The organism is Paraburkholderia kururiensis (assembly GCF_034424375.1).
Taxonomy (GTDB): domain Bacteria; phylum Pseudomonadota; class Gammaproteobacteria; order Burkholderiales; family Burkholderiaceae; genus Paraburkholderia; species Paraburkholderia kururiensis_A.
In genome coordinates this window covers 671,662-694,463 of the sequence record NZ_CP139965.1, presented here as the reverse complement: position 1 = coordinate 694,463, position 22,802 = coordinate 671,662, and the positions used below count along the sequence as shown (strand labels likewise).

At 63.4% G+C, this 22,802-nt stretch carries 24 protein-coding genes; 5 read left to right on the top strand and 19 right to left on the bottom strand.

Annotated elements, in window-relative coordinates:
- Window position 1 precedes the first annotated feature (1 nt).
- From U0042_RS03180 to U0042_RS03170, 3 genes are all read right to left on the bottom strand, one after another.
- Window positions 2-1,336: a glutamine synthetase family protein gene (locus tag U0042_RS03180; RefSeq protein ID WP_114809827.1), complete on the bottom strand. Its 1,335-nt coding sequence runs from the start codon at window positions 1,334-1,336 to the stop codon at window positions 2-4.
- Window positions 1,337-1,367: 31 nt separating this feature from the next.
- Window positions 1,368-2,168, bottom strand: a complete 801-nt coding sequence (locus U0042_RS03175; RefSeq protein WP_114809826.1) for a gamma-glutamyl-gamma-aminobutyrate hydrolase family protein — start codon at window positions 2,166-2,168, stop codon at window positions 1,368-1,370.
- 308 nt (window positions 2,169-2,476) lie between these two features.
- Window positions 2,477-2,698 (bottom strand): hypothetical protein, encoded by a 222-nt coding sequence (locus U0042_RS03170; protein WP_232833271.1) that lies wholly within the window; start codon window positions 2,696-2,698, stop codon window positions 2,477-2,479.
- A gap of 386 nt (window positions 2,699-3,084) precedes the next feature.
- Here U0042_RS03170 and U0042_RS03165 point away from each other — a divergent pair, with 386 nt between their 5' ends.
- The 3 genes from U0042_RS03165 (at window position 3,085) to speB (ending at window position 6,310) form a co-directional block, all read left to right on the top strand.
- Entirely contained in the window at window positions 3,085-3,654 is a 570-nt protein-coding gene (locus U0042_RS03165) for a cupin domain-containing protein (protein ID WP_114809824.1), read from the top strand.
- Window positions 3,655-3,736: 82 nt separating this feature from the next.
- Window positions 3,737-5,227 (top strand): aldehyde dehydrogenase, encoded by a 1,491-nt coding sequence (locus U0042_RS03160; protein ID WP_114809823.1) that lies wholly within the window; start codon window positions 3,737-3,739, stop codon window positions 5,225-5,227.
- 120 nt (window positions 5,228-5,347) lie between these two features.
- The gene (speB, locus tag U0042_RS03155; protein ID WP_114809822.1) at window positions 5,348-6,310 is read left to right on the top strand and encodes an agmatinase; all 963 of its coding nucleotides are present in this window, start codon (window positions 5,348-5,350) and stop codon (window positions 6,308-6,310) included.
- 50 nt (window positions 6,311-6,360) lie between these two features.
- Here speB and U0042_RS03150 read toward each other — a convergent pair whose 3' ends face one another.
- Together U0042_RS03150 and U0042_RS03145 are read right to left on the bottom strand one after the other, a co-directional pair.
- Window positions 6,361-8,181, bottom strand: a complete 1,821-nt coding sequence (locus tag U0042_RS03150) for a diguanylate cyclase domain-containing protein (protein ID WP_114809821.1) — start codon at window positions 8,179-8,181, stop codon at window positions 6,361-6,363.
- The gene (locus U0042_RS03145) at window positions 8,178-9,197 is read right to left on the bottom strand and encodes an extracellular solute-binding protein (protein WP_114809820.1); all 1,020 of its coding nucleotides are present in this window, start codon (window positions 9,195-9,197) and stop codon (window positions 8,178-8,180) included. The genes U0042_RS03150 and U0042_RS03145 overlap by 4 nt, the downstream gene beginning before the upstream one ends.
- Before the next feature lie 878 nt (window positions 9,198-10,075).
- Between U0042_RS03145 and U0042_RS03140 the strand changes: the two genes are divergently transcribed.
- Window positions 10,076-10,570 carry a cupin domain-containing protein gene (locus tag U0042_RS03140; protein WP_114809819.1) on the top strand — a complete coding sequence of 165 codons (495 nt, stop codon included), beginning with the start codon at window positions 10,076-10,078 and terminating at the stop codon, window positions 10,568-10,570.
- Between the two features lie 60 nt (window positions 10,571-10,630).
- On the opposite strand, the gene U0042_RS03135 is transcribed toward U0042_RS03140, so the two are convergent.
- From U0042_RS03135 to U0042_RS03120, 4 genes are all read right to left on the bottom strand, one after another.
- Window positions 10,631-11,092, bottom strand: coding sequence for an SRPBCC family protein (locus U0042_RS03135; RefSeq protein ID WP_114809818.1), 462 nt, complete (start codon window positions 11,090-11,092; stop codon window positions 10,631-10,633).
- A gap of 245 nt (window positions 11,093-11,337) precedes the next feature.
- A complete protein-coding gene (locus U0042_RS03130; RefSeq protein ID WP_114809817.1) occupies window positions 11,338-12,429 on the bottom strand; it encodes a TAXI family TRAP transporter solute-binding subunit in 1,092 nt (363 codons plus the stop codon).
- Between the two features lie 135 nt (window positions 12,430-12,564).
- A complete protein-coding gene (locus U0042_RS03125) occupies window positions 12,565-13,626 on the bottom strand; it encodes a zinc ribbon domain-containing protein (RefSeq protein WP_157977789.1) in 1,062 nt (353 codons plus the stop codon).
- A 322-nt stretch (window positions 13,627-13,948) separates the two neighbouring features.
- Complete coding sequence (locus U0042_RS03120) at window positions 13,949-14,365, bottom strand: PPC domain-containing DNA-binding protein (protein WP_114810072.1); 417 nt, start codon at window positions 14,363-14,365, stop codon at window positions 13,949-13,951.
- Between the two features lie 242 nt (window positions 14,366-14,607).
- Between U0042_RS03120 and U0042_RS03115 the strand changes: the two genes are divergently transcribed.
- Complete coding sequence (locus U0042_RS03115) at window positions 14,608-15,312, top strand: glutathione S-transferase N-terminal domain-containing protein (RefSeq protein ID WP_114810071.1); 705 nt, start codon at window positions 14,608-14,610, stop codon at window positions 15,310-15,312.
- A 63-nt stretch (window positions 15,313-15,375) separates the two neighbouring features.
- Here U0042_RS03115 and U0042_RS03110 read toward each other — a convergent pair whose 3' ends face one another.
- From U0042_RS03110 to U0042_RS03065, 10 genes are all read right to left on the bottom strand, one after another.
- Window positions 15,376-15,618: a hypothetical protein gene (locus U0042_RS03110; protein ID WP_114809815.1), complete on the bottom strand. Its 243-nt coding sequence runs from the start codon at window positions 15,616-15,618 to the stop codon at window positions 15,376-15,378.
- A gap of 229 nt (window positions 15,619-15,847) precedes the next feature.
- The gene (locus U0042_RS03105) at window positions 15,848-15,976 is read right to left on the bottom strand and encodes an MFS transporter small subunit (RefSeq protein WP_017774035.1); all 129 of its coding nucleotides are present in this window, start codon (window positions 15,974-15,976) and stop codon (window positions 15,848-15,850) included.
- A 48-nt stretch (window positions 15,977-16,024) separates the two neighbouring features.
- Complete coding sequence (locus tag U0042_RS03100; protein WP_114809814.1) at window positions 16,025-17,425, bottom strand: OFA family MFS transporter; 1,401 nt, start codon at window positions 17,423-17,425, stop codon at window positions 16,025-16,027.
- A 323-nt stretch (window positions 17,426-17,748) separates the two neighbouring features.
- The gene (locus tag U0042_RS03095) at window positions 17,749-18,951 is read right to left on the bottom strand and encodes an amino acid aminotransferase (protein WP_114809813.1); all 1,203 of its coding nucleotides are present in this window, start codon (window positions 18,949-18,951) and stop codon (window positions 17,749-17,751) included.
- Between the two features lie 107 nt (window positions 18,952-19,058).
- Window positions 19,059-19,388: a cold-shock protein gene (locus U0042_RS03090; protein WP_114809812.1), complete on the bottom strand. Its 330-nt coding sequence runs from the start codon at window positions 19,386-19,388 to the stop codon at window positions 19,059-19,061.
- Window positions 19,389-19,451: 63 nt separating this feature from the next.
- The gene (locus tag U0042_RS03085; RefSeq protein ID WP_114809811.1) at window positions 19,452-20,279 is read right to left on the bottom strand and encodes an alpha/beta fold hydrolase; all 828 of its coding nucleotides are present in this window, start codon (window positions 20,277-20,279) and stop codon (window positions 19,452-19,454) included.
- A gap of 62 nt (window positions 20,280-20,341) precedes the next feature.
- Window positions 20,342-20,758, bottom strand: a complete 417-nt coding sequence (locus tag U0042_RS03080; RefSeq protein ID WP_114809810.1) for a DUF488 domain-containing protein — start codon at window positions 20,756-20,758, stop codon at window positions 20,342-20,344.
- 138 nt (window positions 20,759-20,896) lie between these two features.
- A complete protein-coding gene (locus U0042_RS03075) occupies window positions 20,897-21,211 on the bottom strand; it encodes a hypothetical protein (protein WP_114809809.1) in 315 nt (104 codons plus the stop codon).
- Window positions 21,208-21,570, bottom strand: a complete 363-nt coding sequence (locus U0042_RS03070) for a hypothetical protein (RefSeq protein WP_114809808.1) — start codon at window positions 21,568-21,570, stop codon at window positions 21,208-21,210. The genes U0042_RS03075 and U0042_RS03070 overlap by 4 nt, the downstream gene beginning before the upstream one ends.
- A complete protein-coding gene (locus U0042_RS03065) occupies window positions 21,570-22,790 on the bottom strand; it encodes an NRAMP family divalent metal transporter (RefSeq protein WP_114809807.1) in 1,221 nt (406 codons plus the stop codon). Before U0042_RS03065 ends, U0042_RS03070 begins: the two co-directional genes overlap by 1 nt.
- Between the last annotated feature and the right edge of the window lie 12 nt (window positions 22,791-22,802).

The window sequence follows — 22,802 nt, the reverse complement described above, 5'->3', positions numbered from 1 at the left end:
GTTAGACGTGCAGCAGCAGATGTTTGCGTTCCCACGAACTGATCACGCGGAAGAACGCTTCGTATTCGGTTTCCTTCAGTGCCAGGTAGGCCTTGACGAACTTCTCGCCCAGCATCGAGTTGAGCGGCTCGCACGCGGCCATCAACGTGAGACCTTCTTCGAGGTTGCGCGGCAACTGGTACGGCAGTTCGTAGCCGTCGCTCGTGAGCGGGTCGGTGGGCTTGAGGTGCTGCGTCATGCCGAGGTAGCCCGCCGCGAGCGTTGCCGCGATGGCGAGATACGGATTGCAGTCCACGCCCGGAATACGGTTCTCGATACGCCTTGCAGCCGGCGACGAGTACGGAATGCGGAAACCCACCGTGCGGTTGTCGAAGCCCCATTGCACGTTGATGGGCGCGGCCATGAAGCGCGAGAGCCGGCGATACGAGTTGATGTACGGCGCGAAGATGGGCATCAGCGCGGGCGTGTACTTCTGCAGGCCGGCGATGTAGCCGTAGAACATGTCGGTGGCCTTGCCGTCGCTGCCCGTGAAGAGGTTCTGGCCGGTCTCTTCGCTCACCAGACTTTGATGCACGTGCATCGCGGAACCGGGCTCGTTCTCCATGGGCTTCGACATGAACGTGGCGTACATGTGATGGCGCAGCGCGGCTTCACGCACGGTGCGCTTGAAGAGGAACACGCGGTCGGCCAGGTTGAGCGGGTCGCCGTGCAGGAAGTTGATCTCCATTTGCGCGGCGCCCACCTCGTGGATGAGCGTGTCCACCTCCAGGTCCTGCACGTCGCAGTACTCGTAGATGTCCTCGAAAAGCGGATCGAATTCATTGACCGCTTCGATCGAATACGCCTGGCGGCCCGTTTCGGGACGTCCCGTGCGGCCCACGGGCGGCGCGAGCGGCATGTCCGGGTCCTTGTTCATTTCCACCAGATAGAACTCGAGTTCCGGCGCGACGACAGGCTTCCAGCCCTTCGCCTTGTAGAGATCGAGCACGCGGCGCAATACGCGGCGCGGGGAAATTTCGACAGGCGTGCCGTCGAAATGGACGCAATCGTGAATGACCTGCGCGGTGGGATCGACGGCCCAGGGAATGATGCGGATGGTGGACGGGTCGGGCACGCAGACCATGTCGGGGTCCGTCACGCCGGTGAGGGTGCCGTCTTCCGGATACTCGCCGGTGACGGTCTGGATCATGACGGCCTGGGGCAGACGCATCGACTCGCCTGATTCGAACTTGCTGCGCGGAATGATCTTGCCGCGCGCAATGCCGGCCATGTCGGGAATGATTGCTTCGATTTCAGTGATGTGATGCTTTTTCAGAAATTCGTCTATTTCATGCATGATTGTTCTCTCAGTATTTGTGAGGGCCGGCTCAGACTTTCGCGGCGATGGGCGCGTGAAGGTCGGCCCCGATCTGTATTCGGGCAAGCATCCGTTCGCGGCACGCGGCACCGAACGCGCGGAAGATCGCGGTGGATAGCGCGTCTTCGGCATGCTTCCATTCGGGATGCCATTGCACGCCGAGCGCAAAGGCGCGCGCGCCTTCCACGCTTACCGCTTCGATCAGCCCGTCCGGCGCCACCGCTTCGACCGCGAGGCCCGCACCGAGCTTCTCGATGCCTTGCCCATGCAGCGAATTCACGCGGGCTTCGGTGGCCCCGGAAGCGAGGCGCTGCAACACGCCGCCTGCGGTGAGGCGAATGGCGTGCGCGGGTCCGTACTGCACATGGAGTTCCTGGTTCTTGTCCTCGCGGTGGTCGTCGAGGCCGTCCACGGCATGCACTTCCTGATGCAGCGTGCCGCCGAACACGACGTTCATTTCCTGAAAGCCGCGGCAGATGGCGAGTACCGGCACGCCTGCTTCGATGGCCGCGCGCATCAGCGGCAGCGTGGTGGCGTCGCGTGCCGGGTCGTGCAGTGTGCCGGGCGCGCTGGGCCGGCCGCCGTAACGGTGCGGCTCGACATTCGAGTAGCTGCCGGTAAAGAGCAGGCCGTCCACCGCATCCAGAACGTCTGCCGCCGTCTGCCGCACGCCGAGCGCGGGCAACAGCATGGCGAGCGCGCCGGCGCCGTCCACCACCGCCGCGATGTATTTCTCGCCGGTGACGTGCGACGGGTGCGAACCCATCATGGTTCTATCGGCTGTTATGCCGACCAATGGTTTTTTTTGCATGACTTCACGTTGCCTTTTATTGCCTTATTTCTGTTTCGCGAATAACGATTAACAAAATAAAGGCGCGACATGACCCCGCGGCTGCGCAAATTGCGAAAGCCGCTTCTTGAAGGGCACTACAGGCGGTTCGACGCTAGCGAACCGCGCTGCGCGTTTCGATCATGTAGGCTGTCCGCTTCGGTCCAATGTGCGGCGCAATGCAGTTGAAGCGCGCGCGCAACGGACGACCGCATACCGTGGCGTGGACCATCGCACGAGCGAGGCGCCGCAATAGACGGGTGAAGCGAACCGCGAAAGGAGGAGAGGCGCTACGGCAGCAGCGAAGCGACTTCGTCGGTGCGCACGGCGATGAACGCGCGCGCGGACGTTGCGTTGTGACGCCGTACCGAACGACGGGACAGGATGGTGAAGACGGACAGGAACAGGCGAGAGGCAAGCCTGCCGCTACTGCCGTCGGAGATGGACGAGTCACTGCGAAGACACCTCGCATGACTTCGATCCCACCTTACCAGAGGGCCACGGACTCTCACGATTACACTCGACTGACGACGTTGAAAGTATTGAACGCCCCGCTCGATGAAACGCACGGAGCGTTTAAGGAATCGGGACATTGGCCGGCCGCTGGGAGCCATCGCATGCGCAACGTATTGATCGAACCGCGCATTGTGACGACACCGTGATGCCGACCTTGTAGATCAGCATATACGAGCCAAAAACGCCGTCAAATCTTTTTTTCGAAAACTCGACTCAGGGGTTTCCCCGAGGTCGGAATAAATCATTCAAAAAAGGAATAGGGTTTGGAGCGTCCATTATTTCGAACACCTTGCAGGGTTTCCCCAGGCGGAAAACGGGGGAAAGTGATTAGAATATTCAACACCTTTCCTACGCACCCGTCGTATTCCGACGCTCTCTCATCGTGTCCGAAGCCGCATCCACGTCCACTGAAGTTGCTACCCGTTTGCGTTACGTGCGTAAGAAACATGGGCTTTCGCAGCGCGAACTCGCAAAACGCGCGGGCGTGACGAACGGCACCATCTCGCTCATCGAGCAGAGCCGCGTAAGCCCTTCCGTGGGCTCGCTCAAGAAGCTGCTCGAATGTATTCCCATGAGCCTCGCCGAGTTCTTCACGTTCGAAGTGGTGGAAGACCGCACGGTGGTGTCGCGTCGCTGCGAGATGCCGAATCTGGGCAGCGCTTCCATCGAGTTCTATCTTGCGGGCGCCAGCGTGAAAGACCGCAACATGGGCATCATGCGCGAGGTCTATCAGCCGCTCTCAGATACGGGCCCCGAGATGCTCACGCATGCAGGCCACGAAGGCGGCGTCGTCGTAGCGGGGCAACTCGAGCTGACTGTGGACGGCGCCACGTGGCTGCTGGACCCCGGCGACAGCTATTACTTCGAAAGCCGCTTGCCACACCGTTTTCGCAATCCCAGCGCGGAACACGTCTGCGAGGTCGTGTCGGCGAATTCGCCGCCCACCTTCTGACGTTGCGCCAACGCGGCTCGCATTCGCACGCTGCGCCGTGCTGCGTGTGCTGGCGCGAGCCGCCCAACATTGAGGCATCCTGATGGACAAGACGACTCTGGCTTACTGGCAGGACAAGGCCGCGACGCTCGCAATCGAAGGGCGCGCATTCATCGACGGCGAATACCGCCATGCGCAGTCGGGCAAGACATTCGACTGCGTGAGCCCTATCGACGCGCGCGTGCTTGCGAAGGTGGCGGACTGTGGTGCCGCCGACGTCGATGCGGCAGTGGCCGCGGCACGCCGCGCGTTCGACGCGCAGGTGTGGGCAGGGCTGAACCCGCGCAAGCGCAAGGCCATTCTGCTGCGCTGGGCTGCGTTGATGCGCGAGCATCTCGACGAACTCGCGTTGCTCGAAACGCTTGACGCGGGCAAGCCGATCGGCGACACGACAACTGTCGATGTACCGGGCGCGGCCTATTGCGTCGAATGGTTCGCCGAAGCCATCGACAAGGTGGGCGGTGAAGTCGCGCCCGCGGACCATCATCTGGTCGGGCTCGTGACGCGTGAGCCGCTTGGCGTAGTGGCCGCCGTGGTGCCGTGGAATTTCCCCATTCTGATGGCCGCATGGAAGTTCGGCCCCGCGCTCGCCGCCGGCAATAGCGTCGTGCTGAAGCCCTCGGAAAAGTCGCCGCTCACGGCGATCAAGGTCGCGCAGCTTGCGAAGGAAGCAGGCTTCCCGGCGGGGGTCTTCAACGTGGTGCCGGGCGGCGGCGAACCCGGCAAGCTGCTCGCGCTTCACAACGACGTGGATTGCCTTGCGTTCACGGGTTCCACGAACGTGGGCAAGCTCATCATGCAGTACGCGGGGCAATCGAATCTGAAGCGCGTGTGGCTCGAGTTGGGCGGCAAGTCGCCGAACATCGTGTTGCCCGATTGCCCGGACATGGACCGCGCCGCCAACGCCGCGGCCGGCGCGATCTTCTACAACATGGGCGAGATGTGCACGGCGGGTTCGCGGCTACTCGTGCATCGCGACATCAAAGACGTGTTCATCGAGAAAGTCATTGCCGCCGCACGCAGCTATGTACCTGGCAATCCTCTCGATCCGAAGGTCTCGATGGGGGCCATCGTGGACCAGGTGCAGCTCGATCGTGTGCTGGGCTATATCGAGGCGGGGCGCAAGGAAGCGAAGCTGCTGACGGGCGGTGCGCGCGTGAACGAGTCGTCGGGCGGTTTCTATGTGGAGCCTACCGTGTTCGACACGGCGCCCGATGCGAAGATCGCGCGAGAAGAAATCTTCGGCCCGGTGCTCTCGGTCATCACGTTCGACTCCATCGACGAAGCGGTCAGCATTGCCAACGACAGCGACTACGGCTTGGCCGCCGCGGTCTGGACCGGCAATCTCACCACGGCGCACGAAGTGGCACGACGTCTGCGCGCGGGCACCGTATGGGTCAACTGTTACGACGAAGGCGGCGACATGAATTTCCCCTTCGGCGGTTACAAGCAATCGGGCAACGGCCGCGACAAGTCGTTGCACGCACTGGAGAAGTACACCGAGCTGAAGTCCACGCTCGTGCGGCTGCGCTAAAGGATTCGCAAGCCAGCGCGGCGGCGCGTACGCAAGGTGCCGCCGCGTTCCCAATGAATCCGACTCCCGGCACGTTGCCGCAGAACGCGCGCACGCGCCGGTCCTCCAACAGGTCATTTCATGACTGAGCTCCTCTATGGCGACGGTGCGATCCGCCGCTCCTCTCTCTACGGTTCTTCTATCGAAAACACCTACGCGGGCGTGCTCTCGTTCATGCGACGCACGTACACGCGCACACTGGACGGCGCGGATGTCGTCGTCTCCGGCATACCGCTCGATCTTGCGACGACGTTTCGCTCCGGCGCACGTCTTGGGCCCGCGGGCGTGCGTGCGGCGAGCGTGCAACTCGCGGAACTGCACCCGTACCCATGGGGCTTCAATCCGTTCGATCAGCTCGCCGTGATCGACTACGGCGACTGCTGGTTCGACGCGCACAATCCGCTTTCCATTAAACCGGCCATCGTCGAGCATGCCCGCACCATCCTGAAGTCGGGCGCGAAGATGCTCACGTTCGGCGGCGATCACTACGTCACATATCCGCTGCTGATCGCGCACGCGGAGAAGTACGGCAAGCCGCTTTCGCTCATTCACTTCGATGCGCATTGCGACACCTGGGCCGACGATAGTCCCGACAGCCTCAACCACGGCACGATGTTCTACAAGGCTGTGAAGGAAGGGTTGATCGATCCGAAGACGTCGGTGCAGGTCGGCATTCGCACGTGGAACGACGACTTTCTCGGCATCAATCTGCTCGACGCGGCGTGGGTGCACGAGCATGGGCCGCGCGCCGCGGTCCAGCGTATTGCTTCGATCGTGGGCGACCGGCCTACCTATCTGACCTTCGATATCGACTGTCTCGACCCTGCGTTCGCGCCGGGCACGGGCACGCCGGTGCCCGGCGGCCTCACGTCTGCACAGGCGCTCGCCATCGTGCGAGGGTTGGGGAGCGTCAACATGGTGGGCGCCGACGTGGTGGAAGTGGCACCGGCCTACGACCAGAGCGAGATCACGGCGCTCGCCGCCGCGCACATTGCGTGCGATCTGCTGTGCCTCTGGCGGCAACGCAAGGTAGCCGCACGCTGATGTGATGCAATGGCGCGGCAGCATTGGGCCTTCGTGAAAGCCGCCGCGCTTTACTCTACCGGTTCGGCGTCGTCCTGCGCCGGCATGGGCGTCGTGTCGTTGTGTTGAGCGGGCTTTGCACCCGCTACCTTCAAGCGTTGTACTTCCGGCAGCTGGCAATAGCGCAGCGAGAAGCTGCGTCCTTCCGACTTCGCCGCATACATGGCCGCATCCGCGTTGAGCAGCAGTTCGCGGGCGGACGAGCCGTCCTGCGGATACTCCGCAATGCCGATGCTCGCGCCTACGGTCATGCGCCGGCCGTCCACGGGCAGGTCGTCGTCGAGTGCCCGCACGATGCGATCCGCCAGTTCGGAGGCCTGATCAGTTGCCAGAGCACCTTCCACGAGCACGATGAACTCGTCGCCGCCCAGTCGCGCCACCGTGTGCTCGCCGGTCAATACCTGCTGCAAGCGGCGGGCCACGGCCGTCAGCACACTGTCGCCAACGGAATGGCCGAACTGGTCGTTGATCTGCTTGAAGCGGTCCAGGTCCACGAACAACACAGCCAGCCGGTCGTGATGCGCGGCGGCCTGGCGTATCGCCGTTTCGAGCCGGTGCATGAAGAGCATGCGATTAGGCAGGCCCGTGAGCACGTCGTGATTGGCCAGATGCACGAGTTCGTGCTGCTTGTCGTGCAGCGCATTCACCTGCGAGCGGATCTCGCGCCGCATGCGGTCGAAGCAGCGGGCCAGCACGCCGATTTCGTCCGTGCGCCTGAGCGGCAGCGGGTCCATGGTGTGCTCGGAAAGGAAATGCGTGGCGGCGTGCGTGAGGATCTGGAGAGGCTTCGTGAGCGCGCGAGCGAACAGGATGGCAAGCAGGATGGCGAGCGCGCTGGAAACCAGCACCATGCGCACGATCTCGTCGCCCAGCAGGTTCGCGCCTGTCAGCACGCCCGCAAGCGGCTTGCCGAGACCCAGCACGATGAAGCGATTGCCGGCGGTCTGCCCGAAGGGTCGCCGCACGAAGGCGAGTACTTCGCCCGGCGCCTGTTCGGGGTGAGCGAGGCCGTTGAGAAGCAACGTGTCTGTCGAGCGCTCGAAGAGCGGCTGCGTGGCGGGAAAACTGTCCTGCATGAGGATGCGGCGGCCTTTGTCGAAACCGAAGGTTTTCGACACATCGGGATGCACGAGGAAGTCGCCCCATTCGTTGGCGAGATACACGTCGTAAGCCGCAGGCAAGTCGGCCTGCAGCCGCTGGAACATCGCGGCCAGATCCACGTCCACCACCACCACGCCCACCACGCGCCCGGCTGGCGTCGCCACGGGCGTGGCAAGGCGTAGCGTGGGACGGCCCTCGGCGTAGTGCGAGCCGTGTTCGTGATTGATGGTGATGGGTCCCACATACACGCGGCCTGGCGGCAGCGCCAACGTGTCGAACACGTACGCGAACTGGCCCTTCTCCTGCAGGCTCTCGTCGCCGACCTGCGTAGCGCCCGCGCCTTCGCGGTCGAAGCGGATCCGTTCCAGACCATAACCGTCGCGTGAAATGAGCCGCGCCTGCAGATACTCGGAATGGTGCTTCATGAAGCTCGCGAACACCTGCGAGAGCCGCGCGCGGTCCGGGCGGATGGCCTTGTCGTCCGTGGCGCTCGCAACGAGCGAGGACGACGGCATGGCGGCGAGCACGAGCGTGTCGGCGGCCATGTCGTCGATGGTCTGCGAAAAGCGCTGGCCGAGCAGCTCTGTCGAAGTGAGCAGATTGCGACTGGCTTCGCCCACCAGCATGGTGCGATTGGCGCGGTACGCGTAGTAGCCCGTCGACCCGGATGCAAGCACGCCGATTAGCGCGAGCAGAATGGAGAGCTTGAAGGTCAGGCCCGAGCGGATCATTGGAAACGCTCCGGCCGGTCGCCCGAGACGATGCGGTTCCACAGCGACTCGCGCTGTTCGGCGTTTTCCACGGGTTGAATCCAGACGAGGTGGGCGTGTTCGCTCGTATAGCCCGGCGGTTCGGTCAACGTATCGGCAAGCCCCTGGCGTTGGGGCAGCAGCGCGCTGACGTCGGGTTCCAGCATGTAGTTGATCCACTCGAGCGCAAGCGCGCGGTTCTTCGCGGCCACCGTCATCGCCCAGCAATCGAGCCATGCTAGTGCGCCTTCGTCGGGAATCACGTAGCCGACATCGGCCCCGGCTTTGCGCAACTGCTCGAGTTGCTGCGTGCCGTAATTGCCGAACATGAGCGCAACCTTGTGTTGCACGAAGAACGCCGTGGCTTCTTCAGGCAGCGTGTAATAGGTCAGCAGATTGCGACGCAGGTCCACGAGCTTCAGCGCGATCTTGTGCATCTGCTCGGGGCTCAACTGGAACGGCTGCGTGTAGCCGAGTGCGAGCGCGGCGAACGAGAAGTTGTGCTGCGCGCTGTTGAAGTCGAGCACCTTGCCGCGGTAGCGCGGATTCCATAGCTCGTTCATCGAGCGCGGGGCCACCGGCACCTGTTTGCGATCGTAGATGAGACCCATCGACGAATAGGTGAACGGAATGCCGTACGCATTGCCGTTCTGCGTGAGCCCTTTGATGGACGACAGCGCACGAAAACGCGGCAACTGACGTTGCGTGTTCGGCAGACTCGCGAGATCGAGCGGCGCGAGCAGGTTCTCCTGCGTGTAGCGATGAATCTCAGCGGTGTTGGCCGCCAGCACGTCGAACTGCGGCACCTTGCCCGTGTGCATCTTGCTCCACAGCGCTTCGTCCGAATCGACAAAGGTGACTTCAACGTGCGCGTTGTAGCGCGACTCGAAAGTCTTTACGACGTCGCTGTCGGCGTAGCCGGGCCATGCGAGCACGCGCAGCACGTTGTCGTACGCAAGCGCGGGCGCCGCTGCAAGCAGCAAGCCCGGGAACAGCATCGCAAGCCATAGCGCACCAGATAACGCACCCAATTGCACACGAAATCGCGCACTAAATGGCGCACCAAATCGCACACAAATCAGCGAAGTGCCGCGCACGAAGGAACGAAACGAGAGGGTGCCGAACGCGGGAATGAATGTACCGGCAAGAACCCTGAATACGAAACGCGCGAAACTGCCAGACAAATGGCCGCATGCGCGCGTCGCCTTGCGCGAAATGCGCCCACGGCTTCGCGGGCTGGGCAGTGGAGAAGGGCCGACGCCGAGGCGCATTTGTCCGTCCTTTGCGATCACATGCACAAACTCAAAAACTGTCCCTCGCGGTCTGCCCTGGAGCATGCCGCAATGGCCGAAGCGGCCGAAGCCATATCGGCTGCGGCTCAGCATTTGATGGTGTAGCAGTGGTGCTGGGCGGCAATCTTCAGATAAAGCTTTTCGCCCGAGGGAGGTCGCCGCGTCGCGGCGCCGTCCCGCGTTTATAGCATCAAATCTGTCCTTTTTGGACGCGTAACAATTTAGCGGGTACTGAGCAATATCCGAAATGCTGCCCTTCCTTTAACGGCTTGCCGTCCGCAATCTTTAGACGCCGCGACGACTGCGCGGTACACGCGCAGCGATGGATAGCCAACCGCATTGGCTTGCGGCGTGTCGCAGGTGGGGTGCCAAACTGGAAACCGCGATCGCGGGTATGAGTGGTGCCCGCCATTTTGTTAAAAGAGGCGGGCGCATTGTACGTGTCGCGCCATTTCGTATGAATGTTAAATTGCGATGGCGGCGCTGTTTAAAGCGCTTGTTGCACGTGTCCCGATGCGGGCACGCAGTCACGACGCGAAAGACTGAATCAGAAGGGCGAAAGCAACGCCAACAAGGAGTCCCACATGGAACGACCCGGCTTCATCCGGCATTGGACAGAACTGGAAGACGAAGACAACAAGCACTACAAGGGCGACACCGAGCGCATGGCGATCAACGCGCCGCTTGCCCGCAAATTGGGACTGACGCGCATCGGCATTCATCACAACCGCTTGCTGCCGGGACGGCGCACGTCGTATCCGCACGCCGAAAGCGCCGAAGAGGAGTTTGTGTTCGTGCTGGAAGGCACGCCGGACGTGTGGATAGACGGCCATCTGCACCGTCTCGAACCGGGCGATTCCGTGGCGTTTCCGGCGGGTACGGGAATCTGTCACACGTTCATCAACAACACGGATACCGAGGTGCGGCTGATAGTGATCGGCGAGCCGCCAAAAGACGAGAACCGCATTCGCTACCCGATGAACGAGGCGTATGAGGCAACGCGCGCGGACCGATGGACCGACTGGCCCGCGCGCGAGATGGGCCCGCACGATGGCAAGTCGGACCGGGGCCGATCGTAGTGGCGTTCCAGCGATGCGCGGCCCGCCCGGGCGAGGGCATGCCCGTGGCCCGCGCGCCGCTCAATGCACCTCGGGGTGCGCCGCTGCCACCACCTGGCCGGTTTCGAGCAGCGACTTGAGGTTCGACAGAATACGCGGCCAGCCGCCCGAAACAGCCTTGATGAAGCCGGAATCCGGCAGGTCGCGTTCCATCGCGTGCGTGACCGTGAGCTTCGCCGCATTGGGTTGGGGCTCGATCTCCATCACGCACACCGAATAGCCTTCTTCCTTCAGCTCCGGCCTGAATTCGTTGCGCCAACGCAGGGCGAGCCGCTTCGGCGGGTCGAACGCCACGATCTCGCCGGTGTCGGCCACGCGCCCGTCCGGGAACAGCATCTTCCACGAAGCACCGGCTTTCCACTCGGCTTCGATGTGCATGCCGAACCAGTACTGCTTCATGAACGCGGGGCTGGTGAGCGCGTCCCAAAGCGCTTCGGGCGACGTGCGGATGTAGGTGACGTAGACGAAGGTGCTGCCGGCCATGATCGGGCTCCTTTGTGCAGGGGAAGGCGTGCGTGCGCGGCACCGTGAGACGCCGGATGCTGTGCCGACGCAGCCGCTGCCGTCGATCAGGATAATATGCAACCATAAGGTTGCATGTCAAGGCGCGGGTTCGTGTGGCCAGTGTGCGTTGCGCACCTGAAAAAATCGCGGCGTCTGCGAGCCATTGCGCACACCATTGCGCCCAACGCCGCAGCCGGATTCATACAAACGTTTGATCGAGTCTCTCACTTGCACAGCAGAAGCAGACGCTCCTGATTCGTGCAGTTCGTTCTTGGCGCGGCTCTGCGCGTGGCGGCCTCTTGTGGCGCTCCATTGCCGCCCTCCGCTCGCCGCGCAATGCACGCGCGCAGGCGCCTTTCGACGGGCGGATAGTACTGCCACCCCTTGCCGAGATTCGGCAACTCCAGCTTGACCTGCTTCCACTTCGGATGCCCGTGCTCCTGAAGGTTGTCGAAGTTCTCGCAAAGCGAATCGGCGAAGCGGTTGAGATGGAAGACGGTGTCGCGCAGGCCGTAGTCGTACGTCACGAGAAACGCTTTCACGGTGAACGTGGGCACGTCCTCCTTGAGCCAGTTCGGGTAGCTGGAGGTGCGGATCGTCGCGGGGAAATAGGCCTGCTGCGCGCGCGCCGTTTCGGGCGCGGATGGGTCCACGCGCAGAATGCGCAGCTGTTGCAGCAAATCGGGGTTCATGTCGGTGAAGAGCTTGGCCGGTTGCCCGGCCACCACCACGGCCACGTCGATCTTCTTGACGATCAGCGCGGCGAGCGCGTCTTCGTTGCTGAAGTGCTGCACGTTCTGTTCGGGAATGGGCTGGCCGAACATCAGCCGGTACAACGTGGTGGCCGACTGTGCCGTGCCGCTGCCGATGAGGCCCACGCTGATGGTCTTGTCCTTGATCTCGTTGATGCTTCGCAACGGCGAGTCCGCGCGCACGAGGAAATGAATCTCTTCGTCGTAGAGCGGCATGATGAGCCGCAATGGACGAATCGTGCTGCCCGCATCCGGGTTGCCCGCGTTCGCCATGTCGAGATAAGCCTGGTACACGTCCGACTGCACGAGCGCAAGCTTCACGCCGGGCTCGTAGCGCATGCGCTGCACGTTTTCCGCGGAACCCTTCGATGGCATCACCTCCAGATCGATGCCGGCCGGCTCCGCCACCCATTTCGACAGATCCTGCCCGATCTGGATGTACGTGCCGCGCTCAGGGCCCGTCACGATCTTGTAGCGCGCCGGCGGCGTCGCGGCCCAGGAGAAGGTCGCGAAACAAGCCGCGAGCATGAGCGCGAGCCAGCCCGCGAGAAGTGTCTTCAACATGGTTGTCCCCTCATTCGTGCAAGGTGGAACACGCGCGCGCCGACGCGCGGCGCGCGAAGCGTGGTCGAAACGGTCTTCGGTCGTGGCGGGGTGCGAGGTGCTGGCGATGCGAATCGTCGTGGAAAGTGCGCGCGCTTACTGCGCAGGCGCCGCGTTGCTGGGCGGATGCTTCCAGCCCGATTCCACGATGGCGCGTTGCTGTGCGTCGATCTCGCTGGTGTCGGGCGGGCTCGCCGTATTCGTTGTCGAATCCGTCGTCGCTGCTTCCTTGCGTGGTGCGCGTGATGTATGCGCTGCCTGCGCGGCGGCTCGCGCGGGAGCATGCGACGCCTGCTGTTGCGGAAGCGCTGTCCAGGCCGACGCGACGATGGCGTGTTGCAGCAGCGCCTTGGCGTCGTTGCTGCCCGAGTCGATGCTGAGCGCGGTGTTCGCGTATTGCCGCACGCAGGGCCACATGCGGTTCTGTTCGCACTGCCGCGCGCTGCGCAGTGCCGCGTCGCGACGCACTTCGATAGCGGCAAGGTCGCGCTGGAACTGCCGCACGTCTTCGCGCTTCGGCTCCATTGCCGCGGCGGCGTCGAGCGCGATGCGCGCATCGCTGAGATTATTCGTGGCAAGGCTCGCGCGCGCGGCGCGCAGACTTTCGACGAGATTCGCGAAACGCGGAGCCTGCCGGGCCGAATCCGCGCTGGCTTGTGGCGCGTTTGCGGTGCTCGTGGTGGCGCTCGTTGCCGTGCCGCTGGACGACGCGCCTGGTGTGGACGGCGTGATGGAGCCGCTGGCGGTGCGCGCGACGTCGGTGGTATCCGATGCTCTGTCCGGGCGATTGCCGGTGAGCAGCAACAGGCTCACATACACGAGCGTGAGCGCCGTGACGATCATCGCAGCGCGCATGAAGCCCCAACGCGATTTGCCTCGGGGCATGGCGCCTGGGCTTTCCAGCGAAGCGAGCGCATCGGCGTAAGGCGTGTGCGCCGGTGCCACAGGTGCGGCGGCGATGAGCGCGGCGTGTTGCGCCGGTTGCATCGTGGCGCTCGCCACGCTCGCCTGTGCGGCGGCCGCTATTTCTCCCGGTGCGGCAAGCGGATGATCGATGCCGCAATACGGGCAAAACGCGACGTGCTCGTAGAGCGCCGTGCCGCAGCGCCTGCATGATGGTGTGGGGGAACGCTGACGTCGAGCTGTCTGAGTGAACATGCGGTGGTCCTGACGGCGTTGGAGAACGACGTGAGGCATGCTCTGCATCGCGGCAGGCGTGTGCGACAACGCCTGCCGCCAGTCGCCTGCTGGCATCGCCATTGGCATCGGCACGCACAGTGCTGACGCGATGGCCGCTCGAACAATATGTGAGGTTTACCGCAGAAGGTCAATCGCCGTTCTTACCTACAGTGTGGGCTCGACCGCTATTCCGGACCACGAAATGTGCTTTCTGCATAGCGCGATTCGCACTACGTCATTGCTCATACGAAGGCGAACGGCGTTTCGATGAATCGCGTGCAATGGTCCGATGAAACCGCGCTTACGCGCCGTCGTTCGCATGACGGATGACGAGTTCGGCGAAGCCTGTGCGCGGATCGATTTCGCGTGAAAAACGGTGCTCGGGCAGCAGCGCCAGCACGATCTCCGCCGTGGTGCGAACCATGCAGCCGGGCGCTACGTGTCCGCCGAATACTTCGCCACGAGCATTTGCAACCGACATGTGCAGATGCGCGCCGTCGGGAGAGAGCGAGCCGGCGAGCGTGAGAATTTCGAGGTCGCCATGCAGTGCCGTGGCCTCTTGTGCGCCGGCGTATCGCAACTGCGCGACGCTGAGACTGCCCATGCCCTGCACGACGAACGCGGCCTGCACGCCGACGTCGCGCAATGCGTGCTGAAGCGCGACACGAAGATCGTCGCCTGGCGAGAGGCGCAAGGGATGAAGAAAAGACGTTTGCATGTTCGGGTCCACGTTTGAAGGCGCGACATCGCGGCGCGACAGGCGACGCCGCCCGCCACGAGTTTCGTCCGATATTTGAACACGTCACCGCGCGCGTAGCGAAGGCCGCACGCGCATGGCTTTCCTGTGACAAAACGACGGAGCAGATAGAATTCGGCGGGCATCGATTGCATTCGTCATCGCACGAAGCCGGTCTTGCGCACGGCTTCGTGCCTCCTCCATTCGCCATGAAGGACCTTCGCATGAACGAACTGTCTGCGTTTCCCATTACGGCCAGGTGGCCCGCGCAACACCCCGATCGCATCCAGCTCTATTCGCTGCCCACGCCGAACGGCGTCAAGGTTTCGGCGATGCTCGAAGAAACCGGCTTGCCGTACGAGCCGCACCTCGTGAGCTTCGAGAACAACGACCAGATGTCGCCGGAATTTCTCTCGCTCAATCCCAACAACAAGATTCCGGCCATCATCGATCCCAACGGTCCCGCGGGCCGCCCGTTCGGCCTCTTCGAATCCGGCGCGATCCTCATCTATCTCGCGGACAAGGCGGGCCAGTTCATTCCGCAGGACGCGGAAGGCCGCTACGAGACCATTCAGTGGGTGATGTTCCAGATGGGCGGCATCGGTCCGATGTTCGGGCAGGTGGGCTTCTTCCACAAGTTCGCGGGCAAAGAGTACGAGGACAAGCGTCCGCGCGACCGTTACGTGGCCGAATCGCGCCGGCTGCTTGGCGTGCTCGAGCAACGCCTCGCGGGACGCGCGTGGATCATGGGCGACGCCTATACGATTGCCGACATGGCGACGTTCCCCTGGGTGCGCAACCTCGGGGGCTTTTACGAAGCAGGCGACCTCGTCGGCATTCAGGACTTTCCGAACGTGCGGCGCGTGCTGGATGCGTTCGTCGCGCGGCCTGCGGTGCAACGGGCGCTGGACATTCCGAAGCGCAGTTAAAGCGGCCGTAGCGGCAGCAAGGTGCGCCGCTACGACACGCAAAACACGACATGCCGCGCGGTGTCACTGACCCACGGCGCGGCTCGCGGCAACCAGTGCGCTCTTCGCCTGCACGAGCACGTTGGCGGCGCCGGCCATCGTGTCCACGAGCGCCACGGCAAATGCGAATTCGGCGGGCGTGGTCCAGCCCGGTTGATGGATGATCCTGAACAGTACGTCGTAACCGTCCTGGCTCGCGAATTCGTCGGCGGCCTTGCGCAGCGTCGCGATCTTCGCTTCCAGCTTCGACACGTGATCGTGTTCCATTTGCGTCTCCTTAAAGTGTGGCGTAGCGGCGAAACTGCGCGGGCCGCTACGTTCACAAAACGCAAATGAAGGTGCCGGTTTCAAACGGCGAAGGCCTCGGCGTCGTGCGTGGGCCAACTTTATGCTCAACCGATCGAACCCGACCGATTGACGCGCCAACATGACAAAAGGCCGGGCATGTGCCCGGCCTTTTGCGTTCCGCAGTCAGCGTTTCGCCGTCAGCAGCGCATCAGCTGAACAGCTTCATCGCCTGCAGGAGCGTGTTCACGACACCCCACGCCAGCGGAATCAGCACGTAGGCCCAGAAGAGCGCCATCAATGCCTTGTTGGTGGGATGCGGCGCGGCCGTATTGCTCATGAAAGTCTCCTTGGTTGCGTCTATGCGTTTGCGCTGAGCGTCGATCGATCAACGGTCTGCTGCGAGCTGCGCGTCGGTCATGTGATGCCGGTCGTCCACGCGCTTCACGAGCAGGTTGGAGATGAAGCCCACCACCAGCAGCACGGCCATGATGTGAACCGTCATCGTGTAGGCGTCGGCCTTCGCCACGCCGTGCGCCACTTCATAGGCGCGGATGTAGTTGACGAGCACCGGGCCTGCCACACCTGCGGCCGCCCACGCCGTCAGCAGTCGGCCGTGGATGCCGCCCACGAACGCGGTGCCGAACATGTCGGCGAGGTACGCGGGAACGGTGGAGAAGCCGCCGCCGTACATGGAGAGAATCACGCAGTAGGCCAGCACGAAGAGCGCGATGTTGCCCGTGGCCGCGAAGCCGGGCACGAGGTAGTAGAGCACCGCGCCGAGCACGAAGAAAATGAAGTACGTGTTCTTGCGGCCCACCCAGTCGGAGGCCGAGGCCCACACGAAACGTCCGCCCATGTTGAAGAGCGACAGCAGACCCACGAAGCCCGCGGCAGCCGCCGCGGAAACCGTGTTCTTGAAGCTCTCCTGAATCATCACGGAAGCCTGGCCCAGAATGCCGATGCCCGCCGTCACGTTGAGGAACAGCACGAGCCAGATCAGATAGAACTGCGGCGTCTTCAGCGCCTGATCGATATGCACGTGATTGCGCGTGATCATGCGGTGCGAGGTGTCCGGCGGCGTCCAGCCTTCGGGCTTCCAGCCGGCGGGCGGTACGCGAATGGCCAGCGCGCCGATCGACATCGAAATGAAATACGCAATGCCGAGCACGATGAACGTTTCGGCCACGCCCACGCTCGTGTCGCTCTTGAAGTGGTTCATCAGCGCGACGGAAAGGGGTGCCGCGATCATCGCGCCGCCGCCGAAGCCCATGATGGCCATGCCGGTGGCCATGCCGCGGCGGTCGGGGAACCAGCGGATCAGCGTCGAAACCGGCGACACATAACCGAGCCCGAGGCCAATGCCGCCGATCACGCCATAGCCGAGATAAAGCAGCGCGATCTGATGCAGCCACACGCCGATAGCCGAGACGATGAAGCCGCCGCCGAAGCAGCATGCCGCGGTAAACATGGTGCGCCGCGGGCCCACGTGTTCGAGCCACTTGCCCGCAAACGCGGCGGAAAGGCCCAGAAACACGATGGCCAGCGAGAAGATCCAGCCGAGCGTAGTGAGCGACCAGTCGCCCGGCGCCGATTGCGTAATGCCGATCACCTTCGTGAGTGGCGCGTTGAACACTGAAAAGGCGTAGGCCTGGCCGATGCACAGGTGCACGGCGAGCGCTGCGGGGGGCACCATCCAGCGTGAAAAGCCGGGGCCGGCAACAGTGGCTTCTTTCGAAAAGAACGAAGGCGAGCCGGCGCGGCCTTCCGGCTCAGAGATGCTGCTCATGGGTGTCTCCTGTAGGTGTGGTCATCTGGTTATCGGCTCTTTCGCGCTCTTTTTGTAGGTTTTAAGCGAAGCCGTAATGATGCGCCGACAACGATAGGACCCGGGCGGAGACTTGGCAATATGATACGGAAATGCATAAAAGCGACGGCAAATTGCCGTCTGGCGCCAGCTTCCGGTTGGGCTTGGGGTTCTCCCCAGGAGCCGGCGCGCTGGGTTGCTGCAACGGTCTGCGTTCGGAAGCGCGCCTTTTGCCGCCGCAGAATGGCGGCTGGAAAGGCCGCCGGAAAGGCCACCAGAAAGGCGCGCATCCAGACCCGTCGAAATCAGGCGCCGTTCGAAAGCACCGTTCCGATGGCACGCGCAACGTATTCCACGTTGCTTGCGTTGAGGCCGGCCACGCACATGCGGCCCGAGCGCAGCAGATAAACGCCGTGCGCTTCGCGCAAGCGCAGGACCTGGGCCTCGGTGAGCCCCGTGTAGGTAAACATGCCGCGCTGGGCCAGGTAGCGTTCGCGCATGCGGTCGTCGGCGTGGCCCTTCAGGCCTTCGTGAATGGCGTGGCGCATCGCGATGATGCGTTCGCGCATGGACGCCAGTTCTCGTTCCCACGACTCGCGCCAGTCGGGCGTACCCAGCACCGCGGCCACGATGCGTGCGCCGTGCGTCGGCGGATTGCTGTAGTTCGCCCGCACGGTCGCCGTGAGCTGACCCTGAACGTTGCGCGCGATGTCCGCGGATTCGCACACCACGCTCAAGCCGCCGCAGCGCTCGCCGTACAGCGAAAAGTTCTTCGAAAACGAATTGGCGACCACGAGCGGCAATCCCGCCGATGCCAGCATGCGAATGCATGCGGCGTCTTCGTCCAGACCCGCGCCGAACCCCTGGTACGCCATGTCGACGAACGGAATCAGCTTGCGTTCGCGCAGCACGGGCACGAGTTCCGCCCATTGGTCGTCGGTGAGATCCACGCCCGTGGGGTTATGGCAGCACGCGTGCAGCAGCACGATGCTTTGCGCGGGCAACGTCTTCACGGCTTCCAGCATGTCGCGAAAGCGCAGGCCGCCCGTGTAGTCGTCGTAGTAGGGGTACGTATTGACCGTGAAGCCCGCGCCCTCGAATACGGCGCGATGGTTTTCCCAGCTCGGGTCGCTGATCCACACCTGCGCGCCCGGGAAATAGCGCTTCAGAAAGTCCGCACCGATCTTCAGCGCGCCGGAGCCACCCAGCGTTTGAAGCGTCGCGATACGGCCGCTCTTGCGCGCTTCGTGTTCCGCGCCGAAGACGAGCGCCTGCGCGAGGTCGCGATATTGCACGTGGCCCGCCATCGGCAGATAGGGCCGCGGCGTGATGTTGCCGAGCAGCGCGGCTTCGGCCTTGCCGGCAGCGGCCATGACGGGCAGCTTGCCCGCGTCGTCGAAATAGATGCCGATGCTCAGATTGACCTTGTTCTGCCGCGGGTCGTGCTGAAAATCTTCGTTCAGGCTCAGGATCGGGTCGCCGGGATAGGCGGGAATGTGTTCGAACATGACGTCTCCTCGATATGAAAACAGTGCGGGCCGATGGGCTGCCGTCGCGCGGGCCGCATCGGCTTCGTTCAATGGGGATTCTGTGCCGCAGCCGATGGACGGCGCCTTCATTTCGGCGGCAGCGTCCGCACGAATTCGAGTGCCCCGTCGATCAGTTTGCGGCGCAGCGCGTCTTTGCCATAGGCCTCGGGCGCGGCCCAGACCCAGCCCGGCATGACGCGGCCTTGCGAGATCATGGGCGCAATGCCCGCTGTTTTGAGTGCCCAGCCTTCGTTGCCCTTGCCGAGGCGCACCAGCATGCCGTCCAGTCGCGCCCCGCACAGCAGATTGCCGTGCAGCATCCACACCCAGCCGCCGAACATCGCCTTTTCCGTGAGGCCGGGCAGCGCGCCCAGTTCTTCGCTCAGGAGTGTTTCGAGACCGCGGTCGCGTGCCATGACGGTTGCCTGACAGGGAAGGGTGGTGGAATGCGGGCAACGTGATGATATCGCGGGGCTCGTTCAGCCCGCGGTGAGCCACTCGCTCACGGTTTGATTGAATTGCGGCGCGTCGTCCACCATGACCCAGTGCCCGGCGCGAATCGCGCATACCTTGTTGCCGGGTTGCGCGGCCAGCGCCTCGGCCCATTGCGGCGAATGGAACATGAACGGCTTGCGCGTGCCGTAGATGAACAGCATGGGGCACGTGGGCGCGAGTTTCATCATGTTGCGGAACGAGCCGTGAGCGCCGGTCCACTGGATGAAGTACGGGTAGTCCATGTGCGAACCGATGAAGTCCGCATGCGACGGCACGCGCAGCAGATGCGCCATGTACTTCGTCATGCGGTCGCCGGTTCGCCCGCCGATTCGCCATGCAACGGCGAGCCACAGCTGGTAGCCCACGATCATGGCTTTGCTCTTTACGGAGAGCGAGTTCAGGTATTGCCGCGAGGCCGCATCGCCTACGTCGATGCCGACAATTTTCGCCACGCGCTCCGGGTAGCGCATGCAGAACTGGTAGCCGAACACGCAGCCCCAGTCGTGCAGCATCATGATGGCCTTGCCGTCGCCGCACGTGCGCTCCACGGTGTGGCGGATGGTCTCGACGATTTCATCGAGCGAGAACGCCCTGCGCGGTTTCGACACGTCGAAGCCCGGCAGCGTGAAGCGCACGCAGCGGTAGTGCGTGCCGAAATGTTCGACCTGGCGGTCCCACAAGCGGTACGTGTCGGGCCAGCCATGAATCATCACGATCGTTTCGCGGCTCGATGCCTCCGCGCTTTCCCCTCCCGCGTTCCCTGCGCTTTCGACGATCACGTCGATGCCGTCTACGACGAGCGTTTCCTTCACGGCGTGTGCTCCCTGATTCGTTGTGGGTTGTTATGGCGTCGAGCTTCGCGGCGCGGTTGTTTTCAACTGCCCTTGTTTTTGTGATCCGTCAGGCTCGCGCCGCGTTCTTCGAGCAGGGTGCGCAGCACGGAGCGGTGGCAGCGCGATTCGTCCTCGCAATAGCAGCCGAGCGAAAGGTTGGTTTGATGCGAGAGTGCCGCCAGCATGTCGAGCAGGCGCGATGCGTCGCCCTTGTTCATTTCGGCGCGGAAGTGCTTCACGAACGCGGTCCACGTTTTCGCGTCGCCGGTGGCCTGGGCCGCCTGAGCCTGCTTCACGAGTTCGGGGTCCGGCGAAAGCTGCGGCAGCCACACGTCGTAGTAGTCGCGGCTCGCAAACTCCTCCTTCGGCACGCCGCGAGGCGGCCGGCGCACGGTGCCAAGGCGCAGGCCTTCATCGGGCTCGCGCGGCTCGCCAAGTCTTACGATGCGTATCGTCATCAGGAATGCTCCTTTCCTTTCCGCAGCATGGGCAGTGGCACGTCACCCGCGTCACCCGCATGCTACCGCGCTGAAGACGGGCGCTTCGAATGTCGATAGATTCCTCCTTCGTCTCAATCGGGAAATTCCCTATCCGATTCAACGGCGTACCTCGGCGCCGGCAATCAGGCGTGGATACCACGGGTCGGAGAGATCGAGCTGTTGCCACGGTATGCGGTAAGGCTTCGGGTCGCGCTTCGGACGCAGCGCGGGCGGCAGCAGTGCGGCAATCATGGAAAGCGAGAGGCGTTCGATCAGCGCATGAGGACCAACGTGGAATTCGTCGACGACCCAGTCATCGCCCTTGCCGTTGCCTTCCCGGTGGGCGCAGACGGCTTCGATCCGGCCCACGCGTTTGCCCTCTTGCGTGCGAACGGTGCGGCCCACCACGAGTTCGATATTCACGAGCGTCATTCGCCTCTCCCCGGCAGACGTTCCATACGCCGGGCCACCCAGCGCTGCCATGCAAGCAGTGGCGTTTCGTCCACGTCGACGTCGATGGCGACGTCGAGATTCACCGACGTGATCTTCGACCACGGAATGCGGCAACGGCCGGCATCGCGAGTGCGGCTGAATCGACGGACGAGCCATGTTACCCACCGCCCCATGCGCGGACCGACGCGATACGCGAGCACGGCCGGCCCCGCTTCGAGTGCAACGAGCCGCGGCGCCAGGCCTTCGCGCAACTCCACGACGATGCCGTCCACGCGGCCCGTGTTGATGCCGTTGCGGTCCACCAGTTGTTTGTCGAGCAGATCGCGCACCAGCTCCATCACGACCCTCCGAGAATTTCGAGCGGCAGCGTCACGACTGCCAGCACGAACGAAAGCGAAACAATCAGGATGACGCAAAGATTCGCGATCACCCCGTTGGCATGCTTGCCCACATAACTCGTGTCGTTCATCAGCACGAGAAACGGAAAGACGCTGAACGGCAGGCTGACCGCAGTAAGCGCCATCGAAAAGGTGGTGACCTTGAGCGGATCGATGCCGAACACGATGGGCAGCGCGGCGAGCAGCAGCGACACCGTATACGTCATGCTGAATCCTGCGTTTTCGCGGGGCTTCGCATCTTCGCTCCATCGCCAGCCGAACGCCTGAGCGAGCATGTAGGCCTGCTGCAACGCTATCTCCAGCGTCGCGCCGAACGACGCGATGGCGAGCGAGAGCACGAGCAGCACGAAGCCGGCCATGCCCAGCGTCGGCACCAGCAGAAGCGGCAACTGGTGGTAGTCCTCCACTTGCCGCACGCCTTGCGGCATCAGCACGGCGCCTGCAACGATCAGCACGGCGAGTGCGATGGTGCCGCCGAAACCCATGCCGATGGCTGAGATGGCGCGATTGGCGCCGAGCATGCGGCGGTCCCATTTGTCCTCGATCGCGCCCGACGAATAAAACAGGAACAACGAAGGCGTGATGCAGGCGCCCAGAATGCTGACCGCGATGAACCAGTAACTGGCAGAGTCATGCGGCGCCTGGCGCGGCACCAGACCCGCCGCCACGGCGTGCCAGTCGGGCCGCGCGAGCAGCGCCGCCACGATGAAGCAGCAGGTCACGAGACCCAGCAGCGACACACCTTTCTCGATCAAGCCGAACGACCCTTTCCACAACAGCAGCCAGGCGAGTGCGGCGACCGGCAGCGCCCACCATCGGTAGCCGATGGACGTGGCGAATTCCAGCGCGATGCAAACGCCGCCGATCTCGGCCGCCAGCACCAGCAGATTGACGAGCAGCGTCGCAAGGAGCGGCCACAGAAACAGCTTGAAACCAAAGCGGTCGCGCATGCCGTCGGCAATCGTATGGCCGCTGACAGCGGCAAAGCGGCCCGCCATTTCGGCGAGAAACGCGATGCAAACCGTGCCGAGCACGAGCGCCCAACCCAGCCGATATCCGAAGCCGGCGCCCGCTTGTGCCGACGTGGACATGGACCCCATCTCGAGGAATCCGCCCACACTCGTCACCACGCCGAGCGATATCTGGAGGAATTTCTTCATCGCTGTGCCGGG

Excerpts from the sequence above, each read along its gene's own strand:
- U0042_RS03180 (WP_114809827.1), bottom strand. The coding sequence starts at position 1,336 with ATGCATGAAATAGACGAATTTCTGAAAAAGCATCACATCACTGAAATC.
- U0042_RS03175 (WP_114809826.1), bottom strand. The coding sequence starts at position 2,168 with ATGCAAAAAAAACCATTGGTCGGCATAACAGCCGATAGAACCATGATG.
- U0042_RS03160 (WP_114809823.1), top strand. The coding sequence starts at position 3,737 with ATGGACAAGACGACTCTGGCTTACTGGCAGGACAAGGCCGCGACGCTC.
- speB (WP_114809822.1), top strand. The coding sequence starts at position 5,348 with ATGACTGAGCTCCTCTATGGCGACGGTGCGATCCGCCGCTCCTCTCTC.
- U0042_RS03150 (WP_114809821.1), bottom strand. The coding sequence starts at position 8,181 with ATGATCCGCTCGGGCCTGACCTTCAAGCTCTCCATTCTGCTCGCGCTA.
- U0042_RS03145 (WP_114809820.1), bottom strand. The coding sequence starts at position 9,197 with ATGCTGTTCCCGGGCTTGCTGCTTGCAGCGGCGCCCGCGCTTGCGTAC.
- U0042_RS03140 (WP_114809819.1), top strand. The coding sequence starts at position 10,076 with ATGGAACGACCCGGCTTCATCCGGCATTGGACAGAACTGGAAGACGAA.
- U0042_RS03135 (WP_114809818.1), bottom strand. The coding sequence starts at position 11,092 with ATGGCCGGCAGCACCTTCGTCTACGTCACCTACATCCGCACGTCGCCC.
- U0042_RS03130 (WP_114809817.1), bottom strand. The coding sequence starts at position 12,429 with ATGTTGAAGACACTTCTCGCGGGCTGGCTCGCGCTCATGCTCGCGGCT.
- U0042_RS03125 (WP_157977789.1), bottom strand. The coding sequence starts at position 13,626 with ATGTTCACTCAGACAGCTCGACGTCAGCGTTCCCCCACACCATCATGC.
- U0042_RS03120 (WP_114810072.1), bottom strand. The coding sequence starts at position 14,365 with ATGCAAACGTCTTTTCTTCATCCCTTGCGCCTCTCGCCAGGCGACGAT.
- U0042_RS03115 (WP_114810071.1), top strand. The coding sequence starts at position 14,608 with ATGAACGAACTGTCTGCGTTTCCCATTACGGCCAGGTGGCCCGCGCAA.
- U0042_RS03110 (WP_114809815.1), bottom strand. The coding sequence starts at position 15,618 with ATGGAACACGATCACGTGTCGAAGCTGGAAGCGAAGATCGCGACGCTG.
- U0042_RS03105 (WP_017774035.1), bottom strand. The coding sequence starts at position 15,976 with ATGAGCAATACGGCCGCGCCGCATCCCACCAACAAGGCATTGATGGCG.
- U0042_RS03100 (WP_114809814.1), bottom strand. The coding sequence starts at position 17,425 with ATGAGCAGCATCTCTGAGCCGGAAGGCCGCGCCGGCTCGCCTTCGTTC.
- U0042_RS03095 (WP_114809813.1), bottom strand. The coding sequence starts at position 18,951 with ATGTTCGAACACATTCCCGCCTATCCCGGCGACCCGATCCTGAGCCTG.
- U0042_RS03090 (WP_114809812.1), bottom strand. The coding sequence starts at position 19,388 with ATGGCACGCGACCGCGGTCTCGAAACACTCCTGAGCGAAGAACTGGGC.
- U0042_RS03080 (WP_114809810.1), bottom strand. The coding sequence starts at position 20,758 with ATGACGATACGCATCGTAAGACTTGGCGAGCCGCGCGAGCCCGATGAA.
- U0042_RS03075 (WP_114809809.1), bottom strand. The coding sequence starts at position 21,211 with ATGACGCTCGTGAATATCGAACTCGTGGTGGGCCGCACCGTTCGCACG.
- U0042_RS03070 (WP_114809808.1), bottom strand. The coding sequence starts at position 21,570 with ATGGAGCTGGTGCGCGATCTGCTCGACAAACAACTGGTGGACCGCAAC.
- U0042_RS03065 (WP_114809807.1), bottom strand. The coding sequence starts at position 22,790 with ATGAAGAAATTCCTCCAGATATCGCTCGGCGTGGTGACGAGTGTGGGC.